We start from the raw sequence: 25,262 nt of genomic DNA, 5'->3' as shown, positions 1-25,262 counted from the left end.
GCCCCGCCAAGGCCAACATGTCCGCTGGCTCGTTGACGAAGGCGGTAGCCTCGGTTCCCTCCAGGGGCGGGACGGCACAGAAAGTCAGATCAGCTGACTGCAGCGGTTCGAGGATTGGCCGCAACGTGATGCGATCTCCCTTAGCGCCAACCGCGAACAATGAGAATTAACCAGCTGATTCAGCAGACCATTTACAAGGCTGCCCTGCCTCACCGACGCCTTGAATCCTCCGCATTTGCTGCCTAGATAGCCACCATCGCAGCACCAACAGGATGGTTGAACATGGATACTGCCCAGATCGCAATGCCACTTCGCCTTGCAATCCGGGATTCTCTCCATGCCTTCCATCGCGCTTGCCAATCTTTCGTGGTCAACGCCTGACGGCCGATCGCTCTTCTCAAACCTCGCTATGAGCTTCGGTCCCGAACGCACCGGGCTTGTCGGCCGCAACGGCGTCGGGAAGACCACGCTGCTGAAGCTCATCACCGGTGAACTTTCACCCAGATCCGGCACGGTGTCGGTCTCCGGCACGCTCGAGGTACTGCGCCAGAGCGTGCAGGTGGCTATGGACGAGACGATTGCCGATCTATTTGGAGTGCGGGACCCGCTCGACCTGCTTTCCCGCGCCGAAAGGGGTAACGCGACGGCGCACGAACTCGCCGATGCCGATTGGATGCTAGAAGCCCGCATAGCTGGGGCGCTGGCGCGCGCCGGGCTTGAGGCGACGGCCGAAACGCCGCTTTCAAGGCTGTCTGGCGGCCAACGCACCCGCGCGGCGGTTGCGGCATTGATCTTTCGCGAACCGGATTTCCTCATCCTCGACGAACCGACAAATAATGTCGACCGCAGTGGCAGGCAGGCGGTGATCGATCTTCTCGCCGGCTGGCAAGGTGGGGCGATCGTCGTCAGTCATGACCGGGAACTGCTCGATACCGTCGATGGGATCGTTGAGATGACTACCCTCGGCGCCACCCGCTACGGCGGCAACTGGAGCCGCTATCGGGAGCGCAAGGCCGTGGAGTTGGCGGCCGCCGAGCACGACCTCGCGGATGCCGAAAAGCGGATCGCGCACGTGAACCGCTCCGCGCAAGAGACCGTCGAGCGCAAGGCTCGCAAAGACAGGACCGGCAATAAGAAGGCGGCCAGGGGCGACATGCCGCGCATCATCGCCGGCGGGCTGCGACGCAAGGCCGAGAACACCAGCGGCGAAAATGCGCGATTGGCGGAGCGGATGAGAACACTTGCAATGGAGGACGTTGACGCCGCGCGGCAAAAGATCGAGATTCTGCAACCGCTGGCGGTGACCCTGGCACCGACAGGCCTGCCGGTTAGCCGCACCGTCCTCAGGATCGACGATGTCACGGCCGGCTATGATCCGCAAAAGCCTGTACTGCGAAACCTTTCGCTTGAGATCGTCGGGCCGGAACGGATCGCCGTCACAGGGCCGAACGGATCTGGCAAGACCACGCTGCTTTCGATGTTGACTGGGGCGTTGCAGCCGTTTGCTGGTGAGGTACGGGTGCCGGTGAAATCCGCCATGCTGGATCAGCGGGTAAGCCTGCTCGACCCAGCCCTCACAATCCGCGACAATTTTCAACGGCTCAACCCCGGCGCAGACGAAAATGCCAGCCGCGCGGCGCTGGCGCGCTTTATGTTCCGGGCCGACGCGGCGCTGCAGGTCGCCGGCACGCTTTCGGGCGGGCAGATGCTGCGCGCCGGCTTGGCTTGCGTGCTCGGCGGGCCGGAACCGCCGTTACTCCTGATCCTCGACGAGCCGACCAACCATCTCGATATCGATTCCATATCAGCGGTGGAGGCGGGGATACGCGCTTATGACGGCGCACTCGTCGTCGTCAGTCATGACGAGCTATTCCTCGAAGCGATCGGCATCACCCGTCGGCTGGAGCTCGGCGTCAGCAGCGCATGAGCTTCTCATGTTCCTGACTGCAGTTGGCGAAGGGGCGCACTATTCGATCGTAGCGGCAGGACATGGATTGTTGCGCGTGACCTTCGCTATCGATCGTAGCCACTCTCGCAGAATCAGCGTCGCAGACGAGAGCTCGCGGTGTGAGTTCCACGTTAAGTAGTATCCGCCCGGCGAACGGATCACCAGATCGGTGAAACGAACCAGGGTACCTTGCTGGACCAAGTCGCCCACGATGCGGTGCCAGCCGATCACCACGCCCTGATCGGCCATCGCCGCTTGCAGGGCGACGTTGAACTTTCCGAACCGCTTTCCGTCGAACGCTGCGTGAGGGAGGCCCGCCCGGCGAAGCGCTTCTTCCCACCCAACCCAGTCAGGGCCAACCCAGTTGACGTCCAACAGCGGCAAGTCGGGAAGATCGGCCATGGTTGCGCCTTCGAAGCGCGCCGCAAAGTTGGGGCTGCAAACGGGATAGACGCATTCATCGAACAGGAATTCGGAGGTCTCGTCGCTCCACGCACCAGGCCCGAAGCGAATCCTGAGCTCGACCTCGGCACGGCGAAAGTTCCGCATGTCGTCCGAGATCAAGTGATCGACCATTATGTCCGGATGGCGACGCCAGAAATCGGGCATCTGCGGGATCAGCCACATGGTTGCGAACACGTCGCTGCAGGCGAACTTCACGTTTCGCGCTTTGTCACGTCGCTTGATGGATCTGGCAGTATCGGACATGCGCGAAAACGAATTCGCAAGAACGTCGTAGAGCTCTTCTCCTTCGGCAGTCAGCGTCACGCCCTTTCCGCTACGAACAAACAGCTGGACGCCAAGCTCCTCTTCGATCGCCTTTATCTGCCTGCTGACGGCACTGGGCGTTACATTGAGTTCGCTTGCAGCAAGTTTGAGACTGGAATGGCGCGCCGAGGCCTCGAAAACGGCCAGCGCAGTCAGCGACGGTAGCTCATAGTACCGACGAACCATAGGGAATTACCTACCTCCCCGCGAAAGCATCCCTGAAGTCTTATTGCACATCCGGATAGATATCACACCCGGACCGGCCGGTCTGCCCGAACCCGGACGTTCGGATAGTCCCCAGGTCGTGCTCGGGACAGAGAGGCCGGTCACGAACTGAGTGAACCTGAAGTCAATTGCGGATGAGAATTAAGCGCATTGTCATTCACGGCGGGATGGCCTCAGATTTAAGGACAAGGCAGGCGGTCAGCATCCAGTGAGACAACGACCGACACAGCCTGCATGACCGACATCACGAATATACATTGCGGGAATCCAAGACGGTGAACAGAACTTCTCTTCGCCCGGACGACACTCGTTTGTCCGCAATTCCAGAACGTATGAGCGGGGTCGTCCTCGTCGGTCACGGCGGATTCGACAAGCTCGAGTATCGCAATGACCTTCCGGTACCGAAACCGGATCGAAACGAAGTTCTCATCAGGGTGGCGGGCGCCGCCGTTAACAACACCGACATCAATACGCGCATCGGCTGGTATTCGAAGGTCGTGACGAGCGAAACCGGCCATGGCGCGACACAGGGCATCGAAGACCTGCGCGATACGGACGCGAGCTGGTCTGGAGAAGCCATCAAATTCCCCCGCATCCAGGGTGCCGACTGCTGCGGCCACGTCGTTGCCGTAGGATTGGACGTCGATCCGGGACGGATCGGCGAACGGGTTATCGTTCGCAACATGCTTCGCTCGTATGTCGATTACCGACCGATGGAATGCTGGACGTTCGGGTCCGAGTGCAACGGCGCGTTCGCTCAGTATACGAAAGCACCTTCACGCGAGACGTTTCGGGTCGATTGCGATTGGAGCGACCTCGAACTTGCTTCCCTCCCCTGCGCGTTCTCCACCGCCGAGGGCATGATGCACCGCGCAAATGTCGGCGCCGGTGAACATGTCCTCATCACCGGCGCTTCGGGTGGAGTCGGCTCCGCCGCCGTTCAGTTGGCCAAGCGTCGTGGCGCGATCGTGACGGCCGTCGCCGGGAACGAAAAGGCGGCCCATGTGCGCAGTCTTGGCGCAGACCGAATTGTTGATCGGCACGAAAGCCTGGTCGAGAATCTAGGCACCATGAGCGTCGACGTCGCGATCGACGTCACGGCCGGTCCTGCGTTTCCCGAGGTCCTGGAGGTGCTCAGGAAGGGCGGACGCTATGCCGTCGCTGGGGCGATCGCAGGCCCGATCGTGGAGCTCGATATGCGAACCTTGTATCTCAAGGACCTGAGCTTCTTCGGCTGCACGTTTCAGGACGACGTCGTCTTCGAAAATCTCGTGCGCTACGTGGAGCGAGGCGAGATCCGTCCGGTGATCAGCAAGACCTACCCGCTCGAAAACATCGTCGAGGCGCAGAAAGACTTCATCTCAAAGACGTTCAGCGGAAAGCTTGTCCTTGCCATCACGTGACGGGAGAACCATGACGGACATTAAGATAAAACAGATAGATGTGTTTCGGGTGGATCTGCCCTACGCAGGTGGGGTCTACACCCTTTCCGGCGGGCGGGAGTACCGCAGCTTCGACGCTACCATCGTAAGGGTGACAACCGACAACGGCCTTGAAGGCTGGGGCGAAAGCACACCGTTTGGATCGACCTACATCGCATCACACGCGCTCGGCGTTCGCGCGGGCATCGCGGAAATTGCGCCTCACCTGATCGGCCTCGATCCACGGCGCGTCGACCGCATCAATGACACCATGGACGCGGCGCTTGTCGGGCACGAGCATGCGAAGACCGCAATCGACGTTGCTTGCTGGGACGTCTTCGGGAAATCCGTTGGGCTTCCGGTTTGCGACCTTTTGGGCGGACGCACAAATGTCCGCATGCCGGTCATTTCATCGATTTACATGGGCGATCCAGAGGACATGCGAAGGCGCGTCGCCGAACATCGGGCGATGGGCTACGTGGGCCACTCCGTCAAGATTGGCGGAGAGCCAGCGGTCGACGCCGCTCGCATCGCCGCCGCACTGGCGGACAAGCAGCCAGGCGAGTTCTTCATCGTGGATGCAAATGGGGGAATGCTCGTCGAAAACGCGTTGCGCATGCTCAGGCTGCTGCCGTCTGGTCTCGATTTCGTGCTTGAGGCTCCCTGCGCGACCTGGCGGGAATGCGTGTCGCTGCGGCGGCGCACCAATGTCCCGATCATCTTTGATGAGCTCGCAACCAGCGATTCTTCGATCGCCCAACTCATCGGCGACGACGCGGCCGAGGGGATCGGCCTCAAGATCTCGAAGAACGGAGGCCTCACGAAAGGTCGTCGGCATCGGGATATGTGCCTGGCCGCCGGCTACACCGTCAGTGTCCAGGAGACGACCGGCTCCGACATAGCATTTGCTGCGATCGTGCATCTCGGCCAGACGGTGCCCGAGCGAAATCTTCGATGTGTCCTCGAGAGCCGCGACATGGTGTCGGTGAAAACGGCTGACGGGTCCTACGACGTGGTTGAGGGACGTGTCGTGGCACCTGCCCTCCCCGGCCTCGGGATAACGCCGCGGCTCGACGTGCTCGGGCAGCCGGTCGCGCGCTACGCCTAGGCCTTGGGGCAACCGGAGGCTCGGAATTCCAGTCACGCGAACGAAAAGCGGCAGCCCGCGTGAAGAAAGTGTGCCGCTGAAAAGGGGAACGAAAAATGAAAAAGTATCTGCTTTCGACATCGACGATCTTCGGGCTGCCATGGGGCATCACCGCAGCAGATGCCGCCGACTGCGGCGACGTCACCCTTGCGGTGCATAACGTCCAGAGCGCCGAAGTGCTCACCTTCGTCGACAAGTTCATCCTGGAAAACGGCTACGGCTGTAATGTCCAAACCGTTCCCGGCGATACTGTGCCGACTACGACCTCGATGGTCGAAAAGGGGGATCCGGACGTGTCGTCGGAGACGTGGATCGACCTCCTGCCTGAGATCGTTCCGCGTGGCGTCGCTGACGGGAAGATTGTGCTGGGAGCGGCCGCGCTACCGGATGGCGGCATTCAAGGCCTATGGATTCCAAAATATCTGGCAGATGCGCATCCCGACATCAAGACCATCGATGATGCGCTCAAACATCCTGAATTGTTTCCGGATCCGGAAGATGCGAGCAAGGGCGTGATCTTCAACGGCGCTGCCGGCTGGGGTGCGACAATCGTGACCGCGCAGTTGTTCAAGGCATACGACGCGAGCGAAAGGGGCTTCAGGCTTCTCGATCCTGGCTCTGCGGCAGGCCTCGACGGCGCCATTGCGAAGGCCTACGAGCGCAAGGAAGGTTTCATCACATACTACTGGGCTCCGACGGCGTTGCTTGGAAAGTATGAGATGGTGATGCTGCAGCCAACCGTCCCGCACGATGCCGCCGAATGGAAGCGCTGCAACACAAACCTGGAATGCCCCGATCCCAAGGTAAATGCCTGGCCTGTCGACAAGGTCTATACCGTCGTGACCAAGGCATTCGCGGATCGAACCAGCCCGGAAGTCATGGCGTATTTCAATACGCGCGGTTGGAGTAACGATACCGTCGGCAAGCTCATGGCGTGGCAGACGGAAAATCAGGCGGCCGGCGAGGAGGGCGCTCAGCACTTCCTAGAGCAGAACAAGGACATCTGGTCGAAATGGGTGCCAGCGGACGTCGCTGAAAAAGTCGAGGCGGCCCTCTGAACCGAGCTTGGGGAAGCGCGTGGATCTCAAACGGCGCGCTTCCTTTCGCTACTTGTGATCACGGCTGGACCAAGACTCGCGCCTGCCGCCCTCCTTAAGCCAACGCTCATTGCCAATCTTTGGCTTTAGTACTCATACGAGTGCTGAACGCCGTGAAAGACACCCGTCGCCGGGGGGTATCCTTCTTCACGCTAGCGTCGACCACGGATAAGCTGGGTCTGATAGCGCGGCGGTTCGACCCGTTCGAAGCCTGCCTTACGCTTGTTCCACTCCTCGGTCGGCAGAAACAGTGCGTCCGGTTCGCGCAGGTTGGCCTTTACAGCCTCCAGATTGAGTTCGATGCCAAGCCCTGGCAGATCAGGAACCTTTACGTAGCCTTCGTCGAGATATTTCGGATCGAGACCCGTAACCAGTTCCTCCCAAAACGGCACGTCAAGGCCATGATGTTCGACCGCCAGCAGGCTGTTGATCGCAGCACCGCAGTGGACGTTCGCCATGAAGCCGATCGGCGAGCAGCACGAATGCAGTGCGGTAGCGAGGCCGTAGCGCGCGCCGTAGTCGGCGATGCGCTTTGTCTCCAGCATGCCGCCCGACGTCAGGAGATCGGGGTGCAGGATATCGAAGGCCTGGGTTTCGATCGCCTCGCGGAAACCGTCGACAAGATAGAGATCCTCACCGCCCGCGACCGGCGTCAGCAGGGCGTCCGCAACCTTCTTGTGTCCCTTGATATCGTGCCAGATGACCGGGTCCTCGATCCACGCAAGGTTGAACGGTTCAAGCGCCTTGCCGATGCGGATCGCCTCATCCGCAGTGACGTAGCCTTCGCCGAAATGATCGACGCAGAGCGAGATCTCACTGCCGACCTCGGCACGAACCGCCCGCACGATTTCGACCGCGGTTTCGATCCCCTTTTCCGAAATCTTGGCGCCGCGTCCGGAGCCCGGCGCGCGGGTGCTCCTGCCGAGATCGTATTCGTGTTTCGTAGCCGCGCCGATGAGCGCACCTTCCGTCGTTTCGAAGAGCTTGGGCGGCAGGTCGAACTTGATGAAGGTGAGACCCATGTCGGCGCGCGCGCGGACAGCCTTGGCGTAGGCCTCGGGCGTCAGCTCTGCGGGCGCAGGCGTATCGCCGTAGATGCGGACGCTGTCGCGATACTTTCCTCCGAAGAACTGGTGGCAGGGCACGCCGTAGATCTTGCCGACAAGATCCCAGAGCGCGATCTCGATGCCGGAAACTCCGCCTCCTTCGCGCCCGTCACCGCCGTAGAGCCGCAGCGCGTTGAAGATCATGTCGACATTGCAGGGATTCTGGCCGAGCAGGAAATGCTTGAGCCGCAGCGCACTTTCCGGATGCCCGCCATCGCGAACCTCGCCAAGCCCGTAGACGCCCTGATTGGTGTCGATGCGGATGATCGGGTAATAGCATATCCCCGTCACGACGGCGATGCGCATGTCGGTGATACGGATGTCCGAGGGGCGAGAATGCGTCCGCACGGCATTCTCGACCGCCTCTAGCGTGGAGGCCGCGTTGATGGGCTTGTTCACTTTCAATCTCCTGGTTTGAAGGCCGACCTTGGGAAACCGGCCCTTGAAGTCGGTTTTTGCCTCGATGTTCCACCTAGGCCGCGTTCAGCCGCATCCCGGACTGGCGATCAAAAACATGCACGAGTTCCGGCGCGACCGAGGCCTCGAAAGCCTGGCCGGTCGCCACTTGATGCTCACCATCGATGACAGCAACGATATTGTGCCCGCCGAGATCGAAGGTGACATGCGTCAGCGCCCCCGTGGGCTCCACGAAACGCGCCGGGCCTTTAAGGCGCGTGCCGGCACCATGGGTTGCGAGATGCTCTGGACGGAAGCCGAGCGTCACCGGCCTGCCCTCTTCCAGTCGCACGCCATCGACACGGATCGCTTCGCCGCCCGCGAGCTTCGCCAAGGCACCTCGATCGTCGCTGCCACCGACGGCGTCGACGAAATTCATGGCCGGAGTACCGATAAAGCCCGCAACGAACAGGTTGGCGGGCCTGCGATAAAGCTCCATCGGATGTCCCTGCTGCTCGATGCGGCCGCCATGCATGACGACGATATGGTCCGCGAGCGTCATTGCCTCGATCTGGTCGTGGGTGACATAGATGGAAGTTGTCCTGACCTTCTGGTGCAGGCCCTTAATCTCGGAACGCATTTGGACGCGCAGTTTGGCGTCGAGGTTGGATAGAGGCTCGTCGAACAGGAAGACTTGCGGTTTGCGCACCACGGCGCGCCCCATGGCGACGCGCTGGCGCTGTCCCCCGGACAGTTGCGAGGGGCGGCGGTCGAGCAGCGGGGTGAGGCCGAGCATCCTGGCCGCTTCGCTCACGCGAGCATCGATCTCGGCCTGCGGCTTCTTGGCGAGCTTCAGATTGAAGCCCATGTTTTCCGCAACCGTCATATGCGGATAGAGCGCATAATTCTGGAAAACCATCGCGATATTACGCTCGCGAGGCGTCAGATCGTTGACCACCCGATTACCGATGGCGATTTCTCCGCCCGACGTTTCCTCGAGCCCCGCGATCATCCGCAGAAGGGTCGACTTCCCGCAGCCGGACGGACCGACCAACGCCACGAAGGCGCCATCCTCGATCTTGAGATCGATACCATGGATGACATCCACGGCGCCGAAGCTCTTCCTGACCTCTGTCATCTGAACGGAAGCCATGGTCCTCTCCTTTCTATATGGGACAAGCCGGGCGGGCGATATTCCGCCCGGCAATTCGATCAGCCCGCGCGGCGCATCGTGCGCTCCCAGCCGGTCGCGACCTCGTCCATCGCGTCCTTCGGCGACGCCTGACCGAGCAGCGTTTTGGAAAGACCGGCGCGAAGCTGCGCCTCCACGGCGCCCCAGAACGCATCGCGCGGATTGGCGATTGCGGTCTTCAGCTGGTCGGCCATCACGCCTGTGAAGCCGTAGGTGTTGACGACCTCCGGATCCGTTAGGACGGAAAGGCGCGCCGAGGCATTGCCCTTTTCCATCGAACGCTTCGCCCATTCGCGGCTGGTGATGAACTGCACGAACTCGAAGGCCCAGCCGGTATGAGCACCCTTGGACGGAACCGCAAAACTCCAGCCGCCGAGCGAGGAGCGGCTGTCGGCCGCGCTCTCAAGACCCGGAACCATCGCCCATTTCCACTTGCCCTTGGTCTTGGACTTGTCGGACCTGTTGATGGGGGTAGCGGAGGCGTTGAGCGTGATCGCCATCGCGTAACGGTCGTTCTGGCCGTTGGCGATGATTTCATCCCATTCCCACGTGAGCGCGTCCTGCGGCACCACATTGTGCTTGTTGAGCAGGCTTGCGTAGAATTCGAGGCCGGCCAGCGACTTCGCATTGTTGATCCAGATGTCCTTCGTCTTGCTGTCGTAAAAGCCGCCGCCTGCCGAGAGAAGGTAGGGACCGAAATGATCGACGATAGCCCCACCCTGACGGGCGCAGTAGCCCACACCGAAACGGTTCGGCTTGCCTGCCTCGGTCAGCTTCTGGGCCGCATCGAGATATTCGGCGAATGTGGTCGGCGGGGCCTTGATGCCGACCGCTTCCAGGAGAGCCGGCTGGTAGTGCAGGATATAGGTGGTGCTGCGGTAGGGCACGCCGCGCAGGACGCCGTCGATGCTGGCGAGGTCGAGCGACGCCTGCGAGAATTCGTCCATGCCGAAATCGGCGGCGTACTTCCCGCCAGCCTTCTTCAGGAGCTCGTTGACGTCTTCCATATACGGATGCATCCAGCCGATCATCGAGGCGCCCATCTGCATGACGTCGAAGCTCGTCGTGCTGCCACTGGTCAGTTCGGCGCGGGCGCGGGTAATGAGCGGCTCGTTCGGCAACTGGATATATTCGACCTCGATGCCTGTCTCCTTGGTGAAGGCCGGAATGGCATCTTCAACGATCGTGCCCTTCCACGGCGCGCTGTCGCCGAGTACGGTGAGCTTCTGCGGCTTGCTCTGGGCAAGCGCCGGCGTGAAGAGCGACGAGCTCATCAGCCCCGCGCCGGCGATGGTCGCCGCCGAACCGATCATCATGCTGCGGCGGCTGATAGCTGGTCCGCCATACGTTCCCTTGTTCTTCTCCATTCCCATTTCCTCCTCCGTTGCTGCAGACACATTCACTTCACGGTTCCCGACGACAGTCCCTGCACTAGGTGCTTCTGGACGATCAGCGAGAAGATGATGACGGGGATGACGACGAGCACGCCCGAGGCGGTGATCGCTCCCCAGTTGGTGCCGGTCTCCCCACCGGCATAGCTTGCGAGCAGCACCGGCGAGGTACGCGTCGCGTTGTTTGTGAGGATCGCCGCGAAGATGAAGTCGTTCCAGGCGAGCAGCAGCGACAGGATCGCGGCGGTGACAATGCCCGGCCGAGCGAGCGGCAGCACGATTCTGCGGAAGGCGAGCATCCTGGAAGCGCCGTCAATATAGGCGGCCTCCTCCAGCTCCTTCGGCAGGTTGGCGAAATAGTCCTTCATCACCCAGACGATCAGCGGCAGGCTGAAGGTCGTGTAGGCGATGATGACGGAAATGCGCGTGTTGGACAGTCCGACTGCCTTGAAGAGCACGAAGAGCGGAAGGAGGATCGCGACCGGCGGCAGCATCCGCATGATCAGGAGCGTGATCATCGCCACACCACGGCCCCGAAAATGGAAGCGCGCGAAGGTGTAGGACGCCGGGATGCCTATAAGCAGGGAAAGCGTCACCGAGGCCGTCGTGACGACGAGCGAATTGCCGAAGGACGCCAGGAAGTCCGACTGCGTCAGCACGTGCACATAGTTCTCAAAGGTCGGTATCCAGAAGAACACCGGCGGGTTGGTGAAGATCTGCTCGCGCGTCTTGAGCGAGATACCGACGATCCATAGAAGCGGGAATACGAAAACCAGGAAAAGGCTTACGAGGCCTGCGTAGGTCAGCACGTAGCTGATGAACTTGCGGCGCTTGCCGCGGGCGAAACCGGACATCACTGGATCTCCTTCCGCTCGGTGGCGAGGATGAAGAAAACGCAGAAGATCAGCACGATGAAGAGCATAACCCAGGACGAGGCAGCCGCGAGCGTCAGGTCGAAGGACAGGAACGACGCCTCGAAGGTGTAGACGGAGAGCAGCTTTGTCGCATTCGCCGGGCCACCGCCCGTCATCACCCAGATGTTCTCGAAGGAGCGGAACTCGAAGATCGTGCGGAGAAGCACTGCCACGACCACATAGGGCATAAGGAGTGGCAGTGTCACATGGCGGAAGGTCTGCCAGGAGTTCGCGCCATCCACAGCGGCCGCCTCGACCGGCTCGCTCGGCAGCGACTGCAGACCGGCGAGCAGCAGGATCGCGACGAACGGCGTGTTCTGCCAGATGTTGACGATGCCGACGGCAATCAGTGCCAGATTGGGGTCTCCGAGCCAGACCGTCTTGGTGCCTAGGATGGCGTTGACCAGCCCGTAGCTTGGATCGAGCAGCAGCTTCCAGGTCAGTGCGGCCACGATCGGCGTGATCATCATGGGAATGATGAGCGCGGTGCGGAAGATGCGCACGAAAGGCACGCGGCTGTTGAGAAGAAGTGCCACGCCAAGACCGCACAGGAGTTCCAGCGTCACTGTCGAGAGCGTGTAGCCAATCGTCAGCAGGAGGCTCGACCGAAACAGCGTATCGGTGAAGAGATCCTCGTAGTTGGCGAGACCGACGAATCTGCCGGCCAGCAGCGCGCTGTCGATTGTCCAGCCCTGAAAGCTCAGCAACAACGAGAAAGTGAGCGGGATGCCGAAGACGAGAAGGCTCGCGATGATCGTCGGAACGGTCGTCAGCGGTACGAACATCCGGTCCTGAAATTTGATCCACGCATTGCGACGCTCGGACATGGCGTCCTCGCCGACCATGTCGACATATCCGCCTGTCGGCTCGAACTGTTGAGCCACCATTTTTTCCTCCTCCTACAGCGGGTCCCTCCAGACCCTCCGTCGCCTTCCGTTTACCTAACGTCCAGCATCAACACTCAAACCATTTACCTAACACAATGCAAGCAGAAATTCGCGTTCTGTTATTTTCTTTAGCTTTACCTACGCTTTCCCGGTGGCTATGGGGAGAAATCGCCGTCACCGGCAACTCGCCTTGCGTAAAAATACGTTGATAGCGCGGTGGAGTGCTAAGCTTGTTAGGGTGTTAGGTTGCGCTTTGCGGGGATTTTCGCCACCGCCTTTGTCAACGCGGCAAAGGCCAACATGCCGGGATCGTCGAGACCCACACTTTTCTCGGCAAAGAACTTTGCCCGCCCCATACGACAAGGCCGGCCGCGGAACTCAAGTATAACCCGGTCGACCGCCTCCCGGGCGGCACGCGCAGCTCCTTCGGCATCAACCTTTCCGGCCACCGCGGCAGCAACGGCATCCAGCGCGTCCAGCACCGTCTTGTCGCCGAGCTTGGCGTTGCCCCTCGCCATCATCCCGTCGCGCGCCGCGGCAAGGAGACCGGAAAGGTCCTCCCAATCGACGCGTTCCCATTCTCTTGTCTGCTTCGACAGAGCCAGGAGCGAACTGGCGAAAAGCGTCCCCAGGCTGGAGCCCGTTGCCGACATGCCGGCGCGGGCAAGCCTGCCGAAGACGTCGCTCACCGATCTTGCCGCTTGCGGCTCCGATGCCGCCATGGCGCCAATAACGCGGGCGAGCATGGAGCCCGTGTCGCCATCACCCAGCTTCGCGTCTGCGGCGTTCAATTCCTGCTCCAGGCCGGCCATGGCCCGGGTGGCGCGGCTGACGCCCTCGGCGATCTGGAAAACCGTCAGTTCCATCAGTCGACCCTCCAGAACGGGCATTCGGCCGGGGCGCGCAGCAGCGTCTTCAATTCCTCGTCCAGATGGAAGAGGCTGACCGATGCTCCCTGCATTTCCATCGAAGTCACGTAGTTGCCGACGAGCGGCTGAACGACGTTCACGCCCGCATCGTCAAGCCGTTTCCTGACCCGCCGATAAAGGATGAAGAGTTCCTCCTGAGGGGTGGCGCCGAGACCGTTGACCAGAACCGAGACCTCGCCGCCTGTCTGCGCGGGCAGATCGGCCAGCAACCGATCGACCATTTCGTCGGCGATCGCATCCGCGCTCCTGAGTTTGTCGCGCCATATGCCCGGTTCACCGTGGATACCGATCCCCATTTCAATCTCGTCTTCCGCAAGCTCGAAGCTCGGCTTTGCGGCCGACGGCAGCCGGCAGGGAGCAAGCCCGACACCGATCGTGCGGGTCGCAGCGACCGCTTTTGCGGCGATCCGAGTCACCTCCTCCAGGTCGGCCCCTCTGTCGGCAGAGGCTCCGGCAGCCTTGTAGGCATAGATCAACCCGGCCACACCGCGCCGACGGCCGATTTCGTCTGGCCCGCCACTGGCGATGTCGTCGGTGCCGAGCACGGTCGTGCAACGGATGCCTTCGTCCTCGAGCACCTCGCCGGCCATATCGAAATTCATCCTGTCGCCGCCGTAATTGCCGTAAAGCCGCAGCACACCCCGACCACCATCGGCGAGTCGGATCGCATCTACGCAGCTGTCGATGTTTGGGCCCTCGAAAACGTTGCCGATCGCGCAGCTATCGATGAGGCCACGGCCAACATAGCCGGTGAAAAGTGGCAGATGGCCGAAACCGCCACCAGAAGCGATGCCAACCTTCCCTCTGGTCACGCCCTCCGCGCGCCGTATGACACGGCCAGCCGCGCCGTCGCGCACGAGCGACGGAAATGCGAGCGTCAGGCCATCGAGGGTTTCGTCGACATAATGTGCAGGATCGTTGATGAGCTTCTTCATGAAACAGGTCTTTCAATCGAGATTGGCATAGAAATTCATGGCGTTGTCATGGAACAGCATTTGCCGCTCGGCGGCGGTCATCGGCATCACGATCGCTCGCTGTGGATCGTCGAAGTCCCAATGCGGATAGTCGGTCGCAAACATCATGCGGTCGAAACCGATGAGGTCGAAGAGCAGGCGCAGGTCTTCGCGGTGCTCCGGCTCTTCGGCGGGCTGGGTGGTGAACCAGACGTTCTGCCTGAGATATTCGGAGGGCGGCCTTTTGCAGAGCGGCGTTTCGCTTCGCATCTTCCGCCAATGATTGTCGAGCCGCCAGCCAAGCGATGGCACCCAGGCAAAGCCGGCCTCGATCATGACGATGCGGAGCTTCGGGAAAAGCTCGAAGACGCCTTCGAGGATCATGCTCGCAACCTGCGCATGGGCGCTGTGGGTCAACACATGATGATCTTCGATATAGTAATCGGGCCAGCCGCTTGGCGACGGTGCATAGGGCGACGGGCCGCCGACATGGAAGCCGACCGGCAGGTCGTTGCGCTCGGCCGCCTCGAAGATCGGCCAGTAGCGCTTGCGGCCGATCGGCTCAAGGGAGCGCGAACCGAGCTGGATCTGCGCGAAATTCCGGTCTCCGGCACGACGCTCGATTTCCTCGACGGCAAGTTCGGCATCCTCCGCGCCGATGTGGATCGATGCCTTCAGCCGTCTGTCCTTCGAAGTAAACTCGTCCACCTGCCAGTCGTTGGTGGCCGTGCAGAGCGCTGCCGACAGGTCCGTGTTGCGGGCATTGTTGGCGCCGACGATCGGTTGCAGGATGCCGAACTTGACGTTGTGCGCGTCGAGATGCTGGACCTGCATAAATTCCAGGTCAGAACCGGGCGGGTTTCCGTTCGGCGGCCACGCGTCGCGGCGCGCTGTCTCGGGCGTGAAGCGCGGATAGGGGCCGCCTCGTCCGGCATAGACGCAATGCGCCAGGCTGCCATAGGTGTCGAGGTGATCGCGCCAACGCTTCTCGAGATAGGGGTGCAACGCCTTTTTGTGCTTCAGCGACGGATGGATATCGCAGTCGACGAACTGAAGCCTCGCGGCGCCCTGTACCGGTCGCTCAAGGATTTGATCGGCCGGGGTCATTGGATCGTCTCCCTCAGTCTCGGATAAGTGGCGAGCGGATTGTCGTGCGTCATCTTCTCGATGAGGCGAGCCGATACGCCCTCGGGAAGCACGCGATCGGCGTCGAACTGCCAGTGCGGGTAGTCGGTGGCGAAGAGCAGCATGTCGTCCGAGCCGATCTGGTTCAGCACCCGCTCAAGGATTGCCGGATCGCCGGGGCCATCGATGGGCTGGGCCGTGAGGCGCACGTGCCGGCGCACGATCTCGATCGGGGATTCGTCCACCCACGGCACTTCCGGACGCACCGCGCGCCATGTCTTGCGCGCGCGCCAGAGGAAGCCTGGAAGCCACGTCACGCCGCTTTCGATCAAAACGATCTTCAACTCGGGAAACTTGACGAACACGCCCTGGGAAATGAGGCTGAGAAGCTGGCTTTCGAACGCATGATTGTTGCTGACATAGTCCTGCAGATAATGGCTCGGCCAGCCATTCGTCGTCGGGGCGTAACGGTAAAGGCTGCCGGCGTGGAGACCGATCGGTAAATCGTGACGGGTCGCCGCCTCGAAAATCGGCCAGTAATGCTGCTTGCCGAGCATCATGTCGAGCGCCACCGGCATGAGGATCTGCACGAAACGACGATCCCCCGCCAACCGTTCGATTTCCTCGACCGCAAGCCGCGGGTTCTGGGTCGGCACCACGATCGACGCGCGCAGCCGCGGATCGCGAGCCAGCCATGCCGCCCTCACCCAGTCATTGACTGCCGAGCAGATGGCGGCGCCCATCGTTTCGCTGATCGAGAAAGACCCGCCGTAAAGGACATTACAGATCGCAAAGCGGGCGCTGAAGCCATCCAGCGCATGCTTTTGCAGGAGATCGAAGTTGCTGCCTGGAATGGCGTCGCCATCGCGCCAGTCGGACCGGCAGGCGATCGGCGAGTTCGGCAGGTAGCTTGCCGGCTGGAAATTATCCTGCCCCCGCGCAATGAACGCCTCCCGCCAATAGTCGTTCATGTAGGGCAGCAGCGCCTTGATCGTTGGCACCCCTGGATGAATATCGCAATCGATGGCATCGGAAATCGACAAGACGGAACCTCCTCATTCCGGACTTGGTGGCGACCTAGAGCTCCACGACGACGTACTGGTCCTCGACGGAGACACCGAACGTCTCGGCGACATACGGACCTGCGACCAGTGCCTCGCCGGACTCGACACTCAGGTCGTAGGGCCTCGCCCGGAATTTCCGCGGATCACACCAGGATTTCCCGGTGCGCAAATCGAATTCCCAGCTGTGCCATGGGCAGCGGACGAACTCTCCCGGACGGGAATGACAGAACTTTCCCGGTTCCGTTGAGGTCGTCAGCCCAACGGTCGCGCCGGCTGCGAGGCTGCCGCCCTGGTGAGGGCAGGTGTCGGAAATGCCGAACAGTTCGCCGTTGACGTTGAAGACGGCGATGGACCGCCCCTTGACATGGACAAGCTTCTGCGATCCCGGAGGGATCTCCGCCAGAGCGGCGACTATGTGCCTCGCCACGATTTCCTCCCGGAACGGCACCCGGACGGTCCTCCACCGAGAGCCGGACCTTTGATCTTGTTAGGAGCGGAAGCTAACATTACAAAACACGGAGCGCAACATTGTTTTGCAATTTGCCGCATGACTTGACGTTAAGCCTCTCCTGCGTCACAACAAAACCGACAAAGAACAGAGTTTGGCCATGGCTTCCAACCGCGTTACCATTCAGGATCTTGCCGACAGTCTCGGTCTTTCGAAGTTTTCCGTGTCGCGCGCCCTGTCCGGAAAACCCGGCGTTGGGGAGGCAACCCGGAACCGCGTGATCAGGGCTGCCCATTCAATGGGTTATCGCGTCAACCAGGACGTCAACTACACGGCAGGGCACATTCTCTTCGTTCGGCAGGAGATCGATCCTGTCAGCAGCGAGCTTTGGCTCAACATCATGCACGGCGCGGAACAGGAGGGAGAGAAGCTCGGATTTGCGATTCTTCCCCGTCAGGCGCGCCATCTCAACGACGCAGCGCCGCTGGATTCGTCAATCGTCGGCATCATACTGGCGGTGCCCCGCCCATCCGAATGGTCCGCCCTTGCCGCGCGAACCGGCCTGCCGGTCGTCTGTGCGAGTTATGCGAGCCCGATGGAGCGGATCGACCAGGTCGTGGGTGCCGACTGGGAATCCGGCTACGCGGTTGCACGGATGTTGGCCGGCCTCGGCCACCGCAACATGGCATTCGTGCATGGCAGCGCAACGCCCATGGGCCGCGCGGAACGCTTTCGCGGCTTCCGTGATGGCGCCTCGACCGTCGAAGACGCCGTGGTGGACGATATCGTCTTCGACGAATCGCAAGGATTCCGCAGCGCCTTCTTCCGGTATCTTCGCTCCGGCAAGGAACCGACGGCACTCTTTTGTGCCCATGACGGGATTGCAATCGCTGTAATATCCGAACTGCTGCGCCTCGGCATCCGGGTCCCGGAAGACGTTTCGGTCGTGGGCTTCAATGACTTCGCCTCCGCCACCCATATGTCGCCGCGGCTGACCACGGTCAGAACGCCGCAGGTGGAGATGGGCGCCGCCATGGTGCGCTGCATCGCCGAGCGCATGGCAAGCGCCGAAGCCCGCAATCGGCCGCCGGTGCGGCTCGCACTGGTTTCCGAAATCATCGAGCGCGAATCCGCAGCGCAGGCGGGCAAGACCGATTGGCTTGCGCGCGTTCTTGAAGCGGCCGGGTGACTTGATCGCGCCCGCCCGCGCCCTTTCCTGCCAAATCTGCCTCGGTTTCACGAGACCCGGTTGCGCGGTTGTTTGGCCTTGACAATCTCCGACACGCTTGCAATTCTAATTCGAATTGTTGTCGTTCATATTTGACCTACATCGGGACCGCACGGAACGCCGCATCCGGGGGATTAGGAAGCGCGATGGATGACGCGGCGCGAGAGCGAACCTAACAGCCTAAACATTTACCGCAATATTATTGCGGTAAATGTTGACTAAAAAGGCGATTGGAGCATACGCTGCCTACGGACGAGGAGGAGGAGAACCTTATCCGCGACAGGTTCGACTAAAGCCCGGGCGCTGCCAACTCAGCGTGTCGGGACCGCTATGGGAGGAGACAAGAATGCTGCAGAGATATCGCGCCTTGATTGGCGCAAGCGCCCTGGCGCTCGCACTGGCTCAATCCGCTTTTGCCGCCGAGAAGGCCGAGGTACTGCATTGGTGGACAACGGAAGCGCAGTCGAAGGCGGTGAAGGTCTTTGCCGATGCGTTCAACGCTGCCGGCGGGGAATGGGTGGACAACGCAATCGTCAACGGTGACGTCGCGAAGCCAACCGGGATCAACCGGATCGTTGGCGGCAACCCGCCGACGGTGATGATGATGAATGCCGGCAAGCAGTTCGGCGAACTTGCCGACCAGGGACTGCTCAACAATCTCGATAACGTTGCCGCGGCCGGTGACTGGAAGAAGTCGCTTCCCGCCGACGTGCTGGAGGCCGTAAGCCGAGACGGGCACATCTATGCCGTGCCGGTGAACCTGCAGACACCGAACTGGCTCTGGTACAACAAGGCACTGTTCGAGAAATTCGGCGTCCAGGAACCGACGACCTGGGAGGAATTCTTCGCCGCGGCCGACAGGTTCAAGGCCGGCGGCATCATCCCGCTCGCATTCGGCGCACAGCCCTGGCAGCAGCACCAGCTCTTCAATGGCGTGCTCGCGGGAGCCGGCGGTCGCGATCTCTACCTCTCGATCTTCCGCGACAAGAACCCGGAAGCGACCAAGACGCCGGAGTTCAAACGCGTCGCCGAAACTTATGCGAAGATCCGGAGCTATACGGATCCCGGCACGCCGAACCGTTCCTTCAACGAGGCCGCGTCGATGCTGACCACCGGCAAGGCGGCTATGCATATCATGGGCGACTGGGAAAAAGGCGAGTTCACCGCCGCCGGCTGGGTTGCGGGCAAGGACTATGGTTGCGTTCTCGGGCTCGGCCAGCAGAACTTCCTGATGGATTCCAATGTCTTCATCATGCCGAAAGGCGGGTCGGAAGCAGCCGCCAAGGCGCAGGCCCTCATGGCGGAAGTCATGCTGGACAAGGATGTGCAGGTCAAATTCAACAACCTCAAGGGTTCCATGCCGGTCCGCAATGACGTTGACACGTCCGGCCTCGATGCCTGCTCCAAGGTGGGTCTTGAGGTGCTCAAGGACCCGGGCAAGCAGCTTGCAGGCCCAGACTGGCTGGCTGGCGCCGACATGCTGAATTCGCTCGCCGACGTCGTGGTCGAATATTGGGCGACGCCTTCAGAAACGCCGGACGAGTTCGCCGACAAGTATGCGGCCGTGCTCTCCGAGTTCCAGGAATAGAAACTTCCAGCCACGCGAGCGGCAGGACACTGCCACTCGCTTTTTCTTACGCATTGTCCGGGAAATTCCGATGAAGCAGCGTCCAATCCGCTGGAGCGTTTATGCTGGCCTGACGCCCGCGATCCTGATCGTCGTGTTTGCCTATATTGGCACGATCATCTGGACAGTTGGCATTTCCTTCACCGATTCCCGGATGTTGCCCGTCGCCCGTTTTGCAGGCTTCAGCCAGTATGTGCGCCTCTTCGGCACCGAGCGCTGGCTAACGTCAATCCAGAACATGGTGATCTTCGGCGTGCTGATGATCGCCATCTCGCTCGCGTTGGGCTTCCTGCTTGCCGTCGCCCTGGATCAACGCATCCGCGCCGAGGGGTTTCTGCGCACCATCATTCTTTATCCCTATGCCATGAGCTTCATCGTCACCGGCCTTGTGTGGCAGTGGATCCTGAACCCGACACTCGGCATCGAGCAGACCGTTCGCGGCTGGGGCTTCGAGAACTTCCGCTTCGACTGGATCATCCGGAAGGAAACGGCAATCTATTGCGTCGTTCTCGCCGCCGTCTGGCACGCGGCCGGACTCGTGATGGCGATCATGCTTGCGGGGCTTCGCGGCATCGATCCGGATCTCTGGAAGGCCTCGCGCATCGATGGCGTGAAGCCCTGGCGGTTCTACTGGCACATCGTCGTGCCGATCCTGCGGCCGAGCTTCATCAGCGCAACCGTTCTCCTTTCTCTCGGTGTCGTCAAACTCTACGACCTTGTGCTGGTGCTGACCGGGGGCGGGCCGGGATTCTCGTCCGACGTGCCGGCGAAATTCGTGATGGACTACCTTTTCCAGCGCCAGAACATCGGGCTTGCAACTGCCGCCGCGACGACGCTGCTGATCACGTTGCTCTGCGCCCTTACCCCTTGGCTCTACGCGGAATATTTCCGCGCCGAAAAGCGGAAGGACTGAGCCGATGAGCACTCCTCCGGCAAAGATCCACCACGTGCGCATGGGCGAAGGTCCAAGCGGCCGAGCTCCCAAAAGCATCGGTCCCGCCCGTATCGGCATCTATGCCTTTCTCGTCATTTCCGCATTGTTCTTCCTGCTGCCGCTCTACGTGATGATCATCACCTCGATCAAGCCGATGGAGGAAATCCGCCTTGGCGGTCTTTTTTCTCTGCCCACGACCGTAACGTTCGAGCCCTGGGCAAAGGCATGGTCCAGCGCATGCACCGGTCTCGATTGCCGCGGCATCAGCCCAGGGTTCTGGAACTCCGTGAAAATACTTGTGCCGTCGGTGTTCTGCTCGATCTTCGTCGGCGCGCTAACGGGCTATGCACTCTCATTCTGGCGCGTCCGCTTTGCCAATCTGCTGTTTGCCGCTCTCCTGCTCGGCGCCTTCCTGCCCTATCAGGTCTTCATCTATCCGCTGGTGCGCATCTATTCAGCGACGGGCCTGTTCAGCACGATCTATGCACTGGTTCTGACGCATGTCATCTTCGGCCTGCCGGTGATCACTCTGCTCTTCCGCAACTATTATGCGGGGATACCGATCGACCTCTTCAAGGCTGCACGCGTCGATGGCGGGCGGTTCTTCTCGATCTTCTTCCGTTTGATGCTGCCGATGTCGATCCCCATGCTGGTGGTGGCGGTCATCCTGCAGGTCACCGGAATCTGGAACGACTTCATCATGGGGCTCACCTTCGGTGGCCTCGCCAACCGCCCGATGACGGTGCAACTCACCAACCTCGTCGCGCCGACCGAGGGTGAGATCGCCTACAACGTCAACATGGCGGCCACCATCATGACCGCCGCCGTCCCCCTCATCGTCTATTTCGTTTCGGGCCGCTGGTTCGTGCGCGGCATCGCCGCTGGCGCAGTCAAAGGGTAAGCATTCATGTCCAGCGTTTCCATTCGGAATCTGCAGATCTCCTTCGGTGTCTTGAACGTGCTCGAAACGCTCGATCTCGAAGTGGAAGAAGGCGAATTCCTCGTGCTTCTCGGTCCTTCCGGCTGCGGAAAGTCCACACTGCTCAACGCCATCGCCGGGCTTCTCGACATCGCCGAGGGTCAGATCTGGATCGGTGGCCGCAATGTCACCTGGTCCGAACCGCATGAACGCGGCATCGGCATGGTCTTCCAGTCCTATGCCCTTTATCCGCGCCTCACGGTGGAAGGAAACCTTTCCTTCGGGCTGAAAATGTCGGGAATGCCGAAAGCCGAGATCGCCCGGCGCGTCTCGGAAGCAGCGCGCATCCTCCAGCTCGAGCCGCTGCTGCAGCGCCAGCCGGCGCAGCTTTCAGGCGGACAGCGCCAGCGTGTCGCGATCGGCCGCGCGCTTGTGCGCGACGCAAAGGTGCTGCTCTTCGACGAACCGCTTTCGAACCTCGATGCCAAGCTGCGGACGGAACTGCGCGTCGAAATCAAGCGGCTGCACAAGCGCCTGGGCTCGACGATGATCTTCGTCACCCACGACCAAGTGGAGGCATTGACGCTCGCCGACCGCATCGCGGTCATGCACAAGGGCGTCATCCAGCAGCTCGCGACGCCCAAGGAAATCTACCAGCGCCCCGTCAATCGCTTTGTTGCGGGCTTCGTCGGATCCCCGCAGATGAACTTCCTCCCCGGAACTCTGGTCCGAAAAGACGCCGGCACCAGCTTCCGCCTTGCGGACGGCAGTGAGATCGACCTGACCGCTTATGAGTTCTCCCGACCGTTTCACGACAGACAAGAGGCGACGCTGGGGTTGCGTCCCGAACAGGCCCAGTTGCGTCCATCGGAACAGCATTCCGCAAGACTGGAGGCCACCTTTACGATCGAGGAGTCGATGGGGCCGGATACACTCCTCTGGGGCATGCTCGCCGGCGAGAATTTTTCGATGCGGATTTCTTCGGATCAGGCAGCCTCGATCGGCGCCCCTACCGACATCTACGTGAACATCGCCCAGGCATCGCTGTTTGACGAGGCGGGGGACCGATTGTGAGCCCCCGCCGTCTCCGGCGTTGCCTGCCGCTGTCACCGCAGCAGGCTCTGGCCACCGTCGATCCAGACCGGCGATCCGGTGATGTGGCGTGCGTGGTCGGACGCCAGGAATGCTATGATTTCGGCGACGTCCTCGCTCGTGCCCGCCTTGCCGCCGGTGATCGGAATATCGCCCTCCGGCCAGACGACCGGAATGCGTGCGGCGTCCTGATTGCGTTTGATCGTGCTGTCGGGAATGTTGGTGGTGATCAGGCCGGGGCAGACCGCGTTGATGCGGATGCGGGATTTTCCGAGCTCAAGCGCGAGCTGCTGTACCATGGCAAGCTGCGCCGCCTTGGTGGCGGAATATGCCGTCGCGCCGGCGGTCGTGAAGGTCCGGGTACCATTGATCGAGGAAACGACGACGATCGAGCCGCCGCCGGCAAGCTTCAGGTGCGGCACGACGCAATGAATGGTGAGGTAGGTGCCGCGCAGATTGACGGCGATCGTCTTGTCCCATTCATGCGGCTGCAGATCGTCGATCGGCGCCCATACGCCGTTGATGCCGGCATTAGCGACCACGATGTCGAGCCGTCCCCAGGCCGAGACGAGCGTTTCAACCGCGCCTTTCATGTCGTCCTCGAGGCTGACATCGCCGGTGAGCGCCAGCGCCTCGCCGCCAGCGGCCTCGATCTCCTCCTTCGCCTTCAGTATCTCGCTCCCGGTCCTGCTCAGCACCGCGACCCTTGCGCCTCGAGCAGCCAGCATGAGCGCCGACGCCTTTCCGATGCCGGAGCCCGCACCCGTCACAAGCGCCACCTTACCTTTCAAATCCATAGCCGTTCCTCCATCCGGACCATGCGGCAACGCTGTTATTGCATTCCGCAACATATGAATGGTTTTACATAACAAAGTTCTCCGTTTCCAGGGTAAGTTTTTGTTTTGGAAAGATTTTTTCACCATCGGCTACGACGTAGCCGACCTATCCACCATAGAGGAGACAGACAATGGCAACAGCCACCCAAACTGCCAAGCCACCGAGGATCATGCACACGATGATCCGTGTCGGCGATCTGCAGCGATCGATCGACTTCTACTCCAAGCACTTCGGCATGGAGGTCATCCGCACGATCGATGTGCCGGAAGGCAACTACACCAACGTCTTCATCGGCTACGGTGCCGAAAAGACCGATCCGATGATCGAATTGACCTACAACTACGGCGTCGAGAGCTACGAAAAGGGCAATGGCTTCGGCCATCTCGCCGTCGGCGTGCCGGATATCTACGCCGCCTGCGAGGCCATGCGGAACGAAGGGGTCAAGATCGTTCGCGAGCCCGGCCCGGTCAAATTCGGTACCACCGCGATCGCCTTCGTCGACGATCCGGATGGCTATCGCATCGAACTTATCCAGGAAAGCAAATAATCGGAGTCTTGACGATGGAATATACCAGACTGGGGAATTCGGGGCTCGAGGTCTCGCGCATCTGCCTCGGATGCATGACCTTCGGCGAACCCGATCGCGGCAATCCGAAATGGACACTCGTAGAAGAGGACAGCCGCCCGCTGATCAAGAAGGCGATCGAGCTCGGCGTCAATTTCTTCGACACGGCCAACATCTACTCCAACGGCTCCAGCGAGGAGATTGTCGGCCGCGCCCTCAAGGACTTCGCCAAGCGCGATGAGATCGTGCTGGCAACCAAGATCAATTCTCCGCTGCGCGACGGCCCGAATGCAAAGGGACTCTCGCGCAAGGCGATCATGCAGGAAATCGATCATAGCCTGCGGCGCCTCGGCACCGACTACGTGGATCTCTACCAGATTCATCGCTGGGATCCGGTAACGCCGATCGAAGAGACACTCGAAGCTCTGACGGATCTCGTGAAGATCGGAAAGGTTCGCTATATCGGCGCCTCTTCCATGCATGCCTGGAAGTTTGCCAAGTCGCTCTACCTTTCGGACCGCAAGGGTTGGGCGCGCTTCATCTCGATGCAGAACCACTACAACCTGCTCAACCGCGAGGAAGAGCGGGAAATGGTGCCGCTTTGCGCGGCCGAAGGTGTCGGCCTCATCCCGTGGAGCCCCCTTGCCCGCGGCCTTCTCGCCCGCGAGGACGGGCATGACTCGCTGCGCAAGGGCACCGACATCCTGCGGCCGGTCCTCTACGGCGATACGGAAGAGGCCGATGCGAAGGTCATCAATGCCGTCGCCAATGTCGCCAGGCGCCATGGCGTGCCCCGCGCCCGCATCGCCATAGCCTGGCTTCTGTCCAACCCGGCCGTTGCGGCTCCGATCGTCGGCGTCAGCCGCGAGAGCCAGATCGTCGATGCCGCGGAGGCGGTCACGATCAAGCTGACGCCGGAAGACCTGAAGGAATTGACGGAGCACTATGTGCCCCACAAGATCATGGGCTTCGAATAGAAGAACGGCCGGCCACTCGGGTGGCCGGCCTTCCGCCAGATCGTGAAAGAAACCGGCCTCACGACCGGCTTT

23 protein-coding genes are annotated in these 25,262 nt (G+C 61.2%); 11 read left to right on the top strand and 12 right to left on the bottom strand.

What is annotated here, in order from left to right:
- Positions 1-337 precede the first annotated feature (337 nt).
- Positions 338-1,927 (top strand): ABC-F family ATP-binding cassette domain-containing protein, encoded by a 1,590-nt coding sequence (locus FKV68_RS28785; protein ID WP_180942343.1) that lies wholly within the window; start codon positions 338-340, stop codon positions 1,925-1,927.
- Positions 1,928-1,966: 39 nt separating this feature from the next.
- Here FKV68_RS28785 and FKV68_RS28780 read toward each other — a convergent pair whose 3' ends face one another.
- Complete coding sequence (locus tag FKV68_RS28780; protein WP_180942342.1) at positions 1,967-2,902, bottom strand: LysR family transcriptional regulator; 936 nt, start codon at positions 2,900-2,902, stop codon at positions 1,967-1,969.
- A gap of 371 nt (positions 2,903-3,273) precedes the next feature.
- On the opposite strand from FKV68_RS28780, the gene FKV68_RS28775 reads away from it, so the two are divergent.
- From FKV68_RS28775 to FKV68_RS28765, 3 genes are all read left to right on the top strand, one after another.
- A complete protein-coding gene (locus tag FKV68_RS28775; protein WP_180942341.1) occupies positions 3,274-4,344 on the top strand; it encodes an alcohol dehydrogenase family protein in 1,071 nt (356 codons plus the stop codon).
- A gap of 19 nt (positions 4,345-4,363) precedes the next feature.
- Positions 4,364-5,470: a mandelate racemase/muconate lactonizing enzyme family protein gene (locus FKV68_RS28770; protein WP_427916003.1), complete on the top strand. Its 1,107-nt coding sequence runs from the start codon at positions 4,364-4,366 to the stop codon at positions 5,468-5,470.
- 95 nt (positions 5,471-5,565) lie between these two features.
- Positions 5,566-6,567 (top strand): glycine betaine ABC transporter substrate-binding protein, encoded by a 1,002-nt coding sequence (locus FKV68_RS28765; protein WP_180942339.1) that lies wholly within the window; start codon positions 5,566-5,568, stop codon positions 6,565-6,567.
- Positions 6,568-6,758: 191 nt separating this feature from the next.
- On the opposite strand, the gene FKV68_RS28760 is transcribed toward FKV68_RS28765, so the two are convergent.
- From FKV68_RS28760 to FKV68_RS28715, 10 genes are all read right to left on the bottom strand, one after another.
- Entirely contained in the window at positions 6,759-8,111 is a 1,353-nt protein-coding gene (locus tag FKV68_RS28760) for a mandelate racemase/muconate lactonizing enzyme family protein (protein ID WP_246452706.1), read from the bottom strand.
- A 73-nt stretch (positions 8,112-8,184) separates the two neighbouring features.
- Entirely contained in the window at positions 8,185-9,261 is a 1,077-nt protein-coding gene (locus tag FKV68_RS28755; protein WP_180942338.1) for an ABC transporter ATP-binding protein, read from the bottom strand.
- A gap of 59 nt (positions 9,262-9,320) precedes the next feature.
- Positions 9,321-10,667, bottom strand: a complete 1,347-nt coding sequence (locus tag FKV68_RS28750; protein WP_180942337.1) for an ABC transporter substrate-binding protein — start codon at positions 10,665-10,667, stop codon at positions 9,321-9,323.
- Between the two features lie 32 nt (positions 10,668-10,699).
- Entirely contained in the window at positions 10,700-11,545 is an 846-nt protein-coding gene (locus tag FKV68_RS28745; RefSeq protein WP_180942336.1) for a carbohydrate ABC transporter permease, read from the bottom strand.
- Positions 11,545-12,492, bottom strand: a complete 948-nt coding sequence (locus FKV68_RS28740; RefSeq protein ID WP_180942335.1) for a carbohydrate ABC transporter permease — start codon at positions 12,490-12,492, stop codon at positions 11,545-11,547. The genes FKV68_RS28745 and FKV68_RS28740 overlap by 1 nt, the downstream gene beginning before the upstream one ends.
- A 233-nt stretch (positions 12,493-12,725) precedes the next feature.
- Positions 12,726-13,358, bottom strand: coding sequence for a DAK2 domain-containing protein (locus tag FKV68_RS28735; RefSeq protein ID WP_180942334.1), 633 nt, complete (start codon positions 13,356-13,358; stop codon positions 12,726-12,728).
- Entirely contained in the window at positions 13,358-14,356 is a 999-nt protein-coding gene (locus FKV68_RS28730) for a dihydroxyacetone kinase subunit DhaK (protein ID WP_180942333.1), read from the bottom strand. The genes FKV68_RS28735 and FKV68_RS28730 overlap by 1 nt, the downstream gene beginning before the upstream one ends.
- Before the next feature lie 12 nt (positions 14,357-14,368).
- Complete coding sequence (locus FKV68_RS28725; RefSeq protein WP_180942332.1) at positions 14,369-15,481, bottom strand: amidohydrolase family protein; 1,113 nt, start codon at positions 15,479-15,481, stop codon at positions 14,369-14,371.
- Complete coding sequence (locus tag FKV68_RS28720) at positions 15,478-16,542, bottom strand: amidohydrolase family protein (protein ID WP_180942331.1); 1,065 nt, start codon at positions 16,540-16,542, stop codon at positions 15,478-15,480. Before FKV68_RS28720 ends, FKV68_RS28725 begins: the two co-directional genes overlap by 4 nt.
- 34 nt (positions 16,543-16,576) lie before the next feature.
- Positions 16,577-16,990, bottom strand: coding sequence for a Rieske (2Fe-2S) protein (locus FKV68_RS28715; protein ID WP_180942330.1), 414 nt, complete (start codon positions 16,988-16,990; stop codon positions 16,577-16,579).
- A gap of 181 nt (positions 16,991-17,171) precedes the next feature.
- Between FKV68_RS28715 and FKV68_RS28710 the strand changes: the two genes are divergently transcribed.
- The 5 genes from FKV68_RS28710 to FKV68_RS28690 all read left to right on the top strand — a co-directional run bounded on the left by FKV68_RS28710 (position 17,172) and on the right by FKV68_RS28690 (position 22,793).
- Positions 17,172-18,200, top strand: a complete 1,029-nt coding sequence (locus FKV68_RS28710) for a LacI family DNA-binding transcriptional regulator (protein WP_180942329.1) — start codon at positions 17,172-17,174, stop codon at positions 18,198-18,200.
- 385 nt (positions 18,201-18,585) lie between these two features.
- Positions 18,586-19,827, top strand: a complete 1,242-nt coding sequence (locus tag FKV68_RS28705) for an ABC transporter substrate-binding protein (protein ID WP_245181482.1) — start codon at positions 18,586-18,588, stop codon at positions 19,825-19,827.
- A 70-nt stretch (positions 19,828-19,897) separates the two neighbouring features.
- A complete protein-coding gene (locus FKV68_RS28700; RefSeq protein WP_180942328.1) occupies positions 19,898-20,779 on the top strand; it encodes a carbohydrate ABC transporter permease in 882 nt (293 codons plus the stop codon).
- 4 nt (positions 20,780-20,783) lie between these two features.
- Complete coding sequence (locus FKV68_RS28695) at positions 20,784-21,701, top strand: carbohydrate ABC transporter permease (RefSeq protein ID WP_180942327.1); 918 nt, start codon at positions 20,784-20,786, stop codon at positions 21,699-21,701.
- 6 nt (positions 21,702-21,707) lie between these two features.
- Positions 21,708-22,793, top strand: coding sequence for an ABC transporter ATP-binding protein (locus tag FKV68_RS28690; RefSeq protein WP_180942326.1), 1,086 nt, complete (start codon positions 21,708-21,710; stop codon positions 22,791-22,793).
- Positions 22,794-22,825: 32 nt separating this feature from the next.
- Here FKV68_RS28690 and FKV68_RS28685 read toward each other — a convergent pair whose 3' ends face one another.
- Positions 22,826-23,608 (bottom strand): SDR family oxidoreductase, encoded by a 783-nt coding sequence (locus FKV68_RS28685; protein ID WP_180943885.1) that lies wholly within the window; start codon positions 23,606-23,608, stop codon positions 22,826-22,828.
- Positions 23,609-23,778: 170 nt separating this feature from the next.
- On the opposite strand from FKV68_RS28685, the gene gloA reads away from it, so the two are divergent.
- A complete protein-coding gene (gloA, locus tag FKV68_RS28680; protein ID WP_180943884.1) occupies positions 23,779-24,195 on the top strand; it encodes a lactoylglutathione lyase in 417 nt (138 codons plus the stop codon).
- Positions 24,196-24,209: 14 nt separating this feature from the next.
- A complete protein-coding gene (locus FKV68_RS28675; protein WP_180943883.1) occupies positions 24,210-25,190 on the top strand; it encodes an aldo/keto reductase in 981 nt (326 codons plus the stop codon).
- The last annotated feature ends 72 nt before the right edge of the window (positions 25,191-25,262 follow it).

The sequence above is a fragment of the Sinorhizobium mexicanum genome (genome assembly GCF_013488225.1).
Lineage (GTDB): Bacteria > Pseudomonadota > Alphaproteobacteria > Rhizobiales > Rhizobiaceae > Sinorhizobium > Sinorhizobium mexicanum.
The sequence above is the reverse complement of the archived record's forward strand: the minus strand, read 5'-3'. Positions and strand labels throughout refer to the sequence as shown.